Source organism: Actibacterium sp. (assembly GCF_041584535.1).
GTDB lineage: Bacteria > Pseudomonadota > Alphaproteobacteria > Rhodobacterales > Rhodobacteraceae > Actibacterium_D.
Window position 1 is genome coordinate 1 of sequence record NZ_JBFHDW010000152.1, and the last position, 6,514, is coordinate 6,514.

7 protein-coding genes are annotated in these 6,514 nt (G+C 63.7%); 3 read left to right on the forward strand and 4 right to left on the reverse strand.

What is annotated here, in order from left to right:
* The coding region (locus ABYW26_RS08765) for an aldehyde dehydrogenase family protein (RefSeq protein WP_372604402.1) at positions 1-1,393 on the forward strand (1,393 nt) is incomplete at its 5' end.
* Between the two features lie 69 nt (positions 1,394-1,462).
* Here the strand turns inward: ABYW26_RS08765 and ABYW26_RS08770 are convergent.
* Positions 1,463-2,749 carry an acetylornithine deacetylase/succinyl-diaminopimelate desuccinylase family protein gene (locus ABYW26_RS08770; protein WP_372604403.1) on the reverse strand — a complete coding sequence of 429 codons (1,287 nt, stop codon included), beginning with the start codon at positions 2,747-2,749 and terminating at the stop codon, positions 1,463-1,465.
* A 157-nt stretch (positions 2,750-2,906) separates the two neighbouring features.
* On the opposite strand from ABYW26_RS08770, the gene ABYW26_RS08775 reads away from it, so the two are divergent.
* A complete protein-coding gene (locus ABYW26_RS08775; protein WP_372604404.1) occupies positions 2,907-3,188 on the forward strand; it encodes a hypothetical protein in 282 nt (93 codons plus the stop codon).
* Between the two features lie 9 nt (positions 3,189-3,197).
* On the forward strand, positions 3,198-3,860 hold the full coding sequence (locus ABYW26_RS08780) for a DUF1523 family protein (protein ID WP_372604405.1): 663 nt from the start codon (positions 3,198-3,200) through the stop codon (positions 3,858-3,860).
* Positions 3,861-3,866: 6 nt separating this feature from the next.
* On the opposite strand, the gene panC is transcribed toward ABYW26_RS08780, so the two are convergent.
* From panC to ABYW26_RS08795, 3 genes are all read right to left on the reverse strand, one after another.
* Positions 3,867-4,706, reverse strand: a complete 840-nt coding sequence (panC, locus tag ABYW26_RS08785) for a pantoate--beta-alanine ligase (protein ID WP_372604406.1) — start codon at positions 4,704-4,706, stop codon at positions 3,867-3,869.
* On the reverse strand, positions 4,703-5,536 hold the full coding sequence (panB, locus tag ABYW26_RS08790) for a 3-methyl-2-oxobutanoate hydroxymethyltransferase (protein ID WP_372604407.1): 834 nt from the start codon (positions 5,534-5,536) through the stop codon (positions 4,703-4,705). The genes panC and panB overlap by 4 nt, the downstream gene beginning before the upstream one ends.
* A 94-nt stretch (positions 5,537-5,630) precedes the next feature.
* Positions 5,631-6,514, reverse strand: an 884-nt coding sequence (locus tag ABYW26_RS08795; RefSeq protein WP_372604408.1) for a M24 family metallopeptidase, incomplete at its 5' end; no start/stop codon positions are given.

A 6,514-nucleotide genomic window follows, 5' to 3' on the forward strand; every position in this document is an offset into this window, starting at 1 on the left:
GATGGCGACCCTGCGCATCGGTGATCCGTTGGACAAAACCAACGACATCGGCGCGCTGGTCGACCCCGTGCAACTGGCCCGCGTGACAGAAATGGTCGATCAGGGCGCCGCCGAGGGCCAGCTTTTCCGCACCCCCGGCCCGCTGCCCGAACAGGGCTGCTATTACCCACCGACGCTGATCACCGGCCTCGCCCCTGCCGCGCGGCTGATGCAAGAGGAAATCTTTGGCCCTGTGCTGGTCGGCACCACCTTCCGCACCCCCGCCGAGGCGGTCGAGATCGCCAACAACACCCGCTATGGGCTGGCCGCGACAGTCTGGAGCGAAAACATCAACCTCGCCCTCGACATCGCGCCCAAGCTGGTCGCGGGCGTGGTCTGGGTGAACGCCACCAACCTGTTTGACGCCGCCGCCGGATTTGGCGGCGTGCGTGAAAGCGGTTTCGGGCGCGAGGGCGGCTGGGCCGGGATTCACGCCTATCTGAAACCGGCACCCACGGGCAAAGCTTTGAAACCGGCCCTGCCGCGCCGCGCCCCCGACGCGCCCGAACGGGCCGATCCGCTGGACCGCACGGCCAAGCTTTATATCGGCGGCAAACAGGCCCGGCCCGATGGCGGCTATTCCCGCGCCATCCACGGCCCGCGCGGCGCGCTGCTGGGTCATGTCGGCCTTGGCAACCGCAAAGACATCCGCAACGCGGTCGAGGCCGCTCACGCCGCCAAAGGCTGGGCGAAATCCACCGCGCATCTGCGGGCGCAGATCCTGTATTACATCGCCGAAAACCTGTCGGCCCGGGCCGAGGATTTCACCACCCGCCTGCGCGCCCTGACCGGCCAAACCGCGAAATCCGCGCGCGCCGAGGTCGACACCAGCATCAGCCGCCTGTTCACCTATGCCGCATGGGCCGACAAATTCGACGGCGCGACAGTGGCGGTGCCGATCCGTGGCATGGCGCTGGCGGTGAACGAACCCGTGGGGGTGATCGGTGCGCTTTGTCCGGATCAGGCGCCGCTGCTGGGGCTGATCTCGGTCATGGCCCCGGCGATCGCCATGGGCAACACCTGCGTTCTGGTGCAAAGCGAACCCTTGCCGTTGGCCGCCACCGATTTCTATCAGGTGCTCGACACCTCGGACCTGCCCGGCGGCGTGGTCAATATCGTCACCGGCAGCCACGCTGATCTGGCGCCCACGCTGGCCAGCCACCTGAATATCGACGCGGTCTGGAGCTTTTCCTCAACCGACCTCGCGCGCGAGATCGAGGCCGCCTCGGCCGGCAACCTCAAACGCACATGGATCGCGCCCGCCCGCGACTGGTCGGGCCCACAAGGCGAAGGCCGCGAATTCCTGCGTGCCGCGACCGAGGTCAAAACCATCTGGGTGCCGTATGGCGAATAGCTCTTTTTCTTGGGCCAAATACTCCCGCCGGAGGCGGTGCCACAATGAGTATTTAGACCAAGAAAAAGACTAGCGGGCCAGCAGTTCGGCCAGCGTCAGCGCCATGACCTTGGCGCTGTCCGCCATATCGTCGATGCCGACCCATTCGTCGGGCTGGTGGGCCAGATCCAGAATGCCGGGGCCATAGGCGATGCAGTTTTTCAGCTTGCCGATGCGGTCGATATGTTTCTGGTCATAGGTGCCGGGCGAGACCACATAATCGGGCGTGCGGGCCAGCACCTTTTCGATCGCTTGCGCAACAGTGGTGACCACAGGCGCGTCGGCGGCGGTCATGCAGGGCTGGACCTCGAACAGATCGCGGATGTCGTATTGGAAATTCGGGCGGCTGGCCTTGATGCCTTCCAGCATGCGCGTGACTTCGGCTTTGACCTCGGTCAGATCCTCTTCGATCAAAAAGCGCCGGTCCAGCACGATGCGACAGCGGTCGGCGACGCAGGGCACCGGCAGGCCGGTATAATCGGCCTCTTGTTCGGCCTCGCCGCCGTGGATCGAATTGATGTTCAGCGTCGATTGCCGTGCGCCTTCGGGCACCACCGGCATCGCCGTGGTTTTCAAGGCCAACAGCGGGTAAAGCACCGCCTCCATCTGGTCCAGCACCGCGCCCATATGGCGGATAGCGCTGTCGCCCAGAAACGGCATCGAGCCATGGGCGATGCGGCCTTTGGTTTCGATCTCGGCCCACCAGACACCGCGATGACCCAGACAGATACGGTCCTTGTTCAGCGGTTCCGGGATGATGACATGCTGCACCCGGTCGGGATTGAAATAACCCTGCTCGGCCAGATAGGCGACGCCGCCATAGCCGCCGGATTCCTCGTCCGCGGTGGCGCTGATTTCGACCGCGCCGGCGAAATCGGGGCAGGTGTCGACAAAGGCCTCGGCGGCGATGATGCTGGCGGCCAGCCCGCCTTTCATGTCGCAAGCGCCACGGCCATAGACGCGGCCGTCTTTGACCTCGCCGCCGAAGGGATCGACGGTCCAGCCGTGGCCGACCTCGACCACGTCATGGTGGCTGTTGAAATGGACACAATCGCCGGGGCGGGTGCCCGCGCGGCGGGCGATGATGTTCCAGCGCGGGTGTTTGGCGCTGTCAGCGGGGGCGCCTTCGGCCCGGACCAATTCGACCTCGAACCCCGAGCGCGCCAGCCGTTCGGCCAGATAGTCGCAGATCTCGCGGTAATTCAGCCCCGGCGGGTTCAGGGTCGGGATGCGGATCAGATCCTGACACAGTGCGGTCAGATCGTCGCGGCGGGCATCAATCGCGGCACAAAGGGCGGTATCAAGGGGGGTGTTCATGCGGCAAAGCCTAGCGCCGCGCGCCGGCTTGGGCAATGCGGCAAAGCAGGGGTCAAAACCGCGCGAAACGGTCGCCAATCCGCCGCAACGCGGGTATCAATTGGATTGAGGGTCGTGGCGTCCGGCCCAACGGGTGCCGCCGGAAAGGAACGTTTGAATGCTGGGACTGTTACGGCTGGCCGGGTTCGGAGCACTGGCCCTGATCCTGTTGTATGTCATGGTGTCGGTTTATTCGCGCTCGGTCCGGCGGGAAAAGCTGGAGGACCGGGCGGCGGAAAAGATTTCCGAAGGCACTCTCGCAGCCGAGGACCGCGATGACTATATCGAAACCGGCATGGCGGCCTATGAACATTCGCTGCGCAAAAAGCTGATCTGGGGCGTGATCGTGGTGCCGACGCTGACGGTTCTGGTCCTGATCTATATTACGAATTTCATGTGAGGCCGGTTGATGCGGTATGTAAAATGGACGTTTCTTGCGCTGATCGCGCTGCTGGTTTTCGGGTTTCTGCATTACACCCTGCCACAACGCGACATCGTTCGGATCGTGAATACCGAGGTGCGGCGCGTCGATTTCGGTGAAAACTCGATCTTCTGGGCGGCGCCCGATGTTGGCACCGCCAGCACGACGACCAACCGCGATGTGCGCTTTATCGAGGCCATCCGGCCCAACGGCAAACCCATCGTTTACCGCAACGAGGATACCGGCTGGGGCTGGCCGCCCTATTTCAAGCTGGACAGTTCGAACCTGCAGGCCGAGGCGCGGGATCTGGTCTCGACCAAAGAGGCGCCGCAATGGGTGGCGGTGCGCCATTATGGCTGGCGCAATGAATTCCTGACGATCTATCCCAATGCTGTCGGGGTCAAACCCGTGGACGGGCCGGAGGTGCGGCTGATCCCGGTGCTGAATATCTTTATCCTGACGCTGCTGGTGGCGCTGCTTGCGTTCTTGTGGCGGGTCTGGGCGCAGTTCCGCGAGCGCACGATCGACCCGCTGCTGGAAGATGCCGAAGAGACATGGGATGCGGTTGACGAACGCGCCGATGCCGCGCGCGACAAGGCGCGTGGTCTTTGGGGTCGGTTAATGGGTTGGCTGGGCAAGAGGCGCCGTTAAGACGCCTCAGGCCACCGCGATATTGTCGATCAGGCGCACGCCGTCCAGCCATGCCGCCGCCAGAATGCGCGCGGGTTGGCTGAGACTGTCCAGCGGCGCCAGACCGTCTTCGGCGCGCAGTTCCAGATATTCGACCTCGGTAAACCCGGCGTCCAGAAGGGCCGCCTGAGCCGCCTGCAATGCCGCAGCCGCCGGATCGCCCGCCTTGATCCGCGCGCCCGCCTCTTGCATGGCGCGATACAGCGCCGGCGCCACCTTGCGGCCCTCGGGCGTCAGGCGCACGTTGCGTGACGACAGTGCCAGACCATCGGCCTCGCGCACGGTGGGGCAGCCGGTGATTTCGACCGGGATATTCAGATCGGCGGCAAGGCGTTTCACCACCTGCAACTGCTGAAAATCCTTTTGACCAAAGAACGCGCGGTCGGCGCTGGTTTGCAGGAACAGCTTGGCGACGATGGTGGCCACGCCGTCGAAATGACCGGGCCGATGCGTGCCGCACAGACCTTCGGTCACGCCCGAGATCGAGATACTGGTGGCAAAGCCATCCGGATACATCTGATCGACGGTCGGCGCATAGATCACGTCGACATCCAAGGGCGCCAGCAGCGTGCTGTCGCTGTCCAGCGTGCGCGGATATTTCTCTAGATCGTCGGCACTGTTGAACTGGGTCGGGTTGACGAAAATCGTCGTGATCACCCGATCCGAGCCCGCCTTGGCAGCCCGGACAAGGCTGAGATGACCTTCGTGCAGCGCGCCCATGGTCGGGGTAATGCCAATCACCTCGCCGGCCTGATGCCAGGTCCGGGTGATCGCGCGCAGCTCGTCCAGCGTATGGACCAGCTTCATTTCTTGGTCTCCGGCACTTTGTCGCTGAACACGTGTTCTGGCCCCGGAAAAGTGCGGGCGCGGACCTCGGCGGCATATTGGGCCACGGCGGCATCGCCTGCTTCGCCCAGCGCGCCAAAGCGTTTCACGAATTTCGGCTTGAACGCGGTGAACAGGCCCAGCATGTCGTCAACAACCAGAACCTGACCGTCACACCCGGCCGAGGCCCCGATCCCGATCGTCGGAATGTCGATCCGTGCGGTGATCTGATCGGCCAGCGCGGCGGGCACTTTTTCCAGCACCACCGAAAACGCGCCAGCGGCGGTCACCGCGTCGGCATCGTCCAGAATGCGCTGCGCATCTGCGCCACGGCCCTGAACGGTATAGCCGCCCAGCGTGTTGATCGCCTGCGGGGTCAGACCGATATGGGCCATCACCGGCACACCGCGATGGGTGAGAAAGCGGATGGTCTCGGCCATCTCGACGCCGCCTTCCAGCTTGACCGCGGCACAGCCGGTTTCGGCCATGATCCGCGAGGCATTGCGAAACGCCTGCTGGGGGCTTTCTTCGTAGCTGCCAAAGGGCATGTCCACGACCATCATCGCCCGGCTCAGGCCACGGGCGACGGCCTGACCGTGAAGAATCATCATCTCCATCGTCACGCCAAGGGTCGACGGAAGGCCATGCAGCACCATGCCGACGCTGTCACCGACCAGCACGAAATCGCAGTGCGGATCGACCATTTGGGCAATCGGAGTGGTATAAGCGGTCAAGGAAACCAGAGGTTCCTGGCCCTTTCGGGCCTTCAGGTCCATCGGTGTCGGGACGCGAATCTGTGCCGTAGCGCTCAAAGGTTATCCTCCCCCTGCGCGTAAAAAGTTATCGCTATATAGCGCCGCGCTGCAGAAAAACCAGTCTTTCAAGCTTAACCTAGGGGAATGTCCGTTACCCTACAACGTTATAAGCGGGGCCATAGGGGTATCCGGTGATGTCCTCGGCACCGTTTTCGGTGATGATCAGAATGTCATGTTCACGGTATCCGCCCGCCCCCGGCAGCCCCTGCGGAATGGTCAACATCGGCTCCATGCTGATGACCATGCCGGGTTCCAGAACGGTGTCGATATCCTCGCGCAGCTCCAGCCCGGCCTCGCGCCCGTAATAATGGCTGAGCACCCCGAACGAATGGCCATAGCCGAAACTGCGGTATTGCAGCAGGTCGCGTTCGGCAAAAAAGCCGTTGATCTGTTCGGTCACCTCGGCGCAGGACACGCCGGGCCGCAGCAGAGACATGCCAAATTCATGCGCCGCGACGTTGGCCTGCCAGATCGCCATCGACGCTGCATCCACCGTGCCGACGAACAAGGTGCGCTCCAGCGCGGTGTAATAGCCCGAGATCATCGGGAAGGTGTTCAGCGACAGGATATCGCCATGCTGAAGCACCCGCGCGGTGAGCGGGTTATGGGCGCCGTCGGTGTTCAGACCCGATTGGAACCAGACCCATGTGTCGCGATATTCGGCATCCGGAAAGCGGCGGGCGATCTCGACCTCCATCGCGTCGCGCCCGGCCATGGCGATGTCGATCTCGCGCGCGCCGACCTTGACAGCGTCATGGATGGCGTATCCCCCGACATCGGCCACCGCCGCACCGGCGCGGATCAGGTCGATCTCGGCCCTGGATTTGCGCATCCGCTGCTGCATCGAGGCCGGGGCAATGTCGATCATCCCCGCCGGGTTCAGCAACGACCGCAGCTTGTCGGCCTGCACCAGCGTCAGGTGATCCGCCTCGTATCCGATCACCCGGCCTTCGCCGGTCACATGCCGCACCGCCC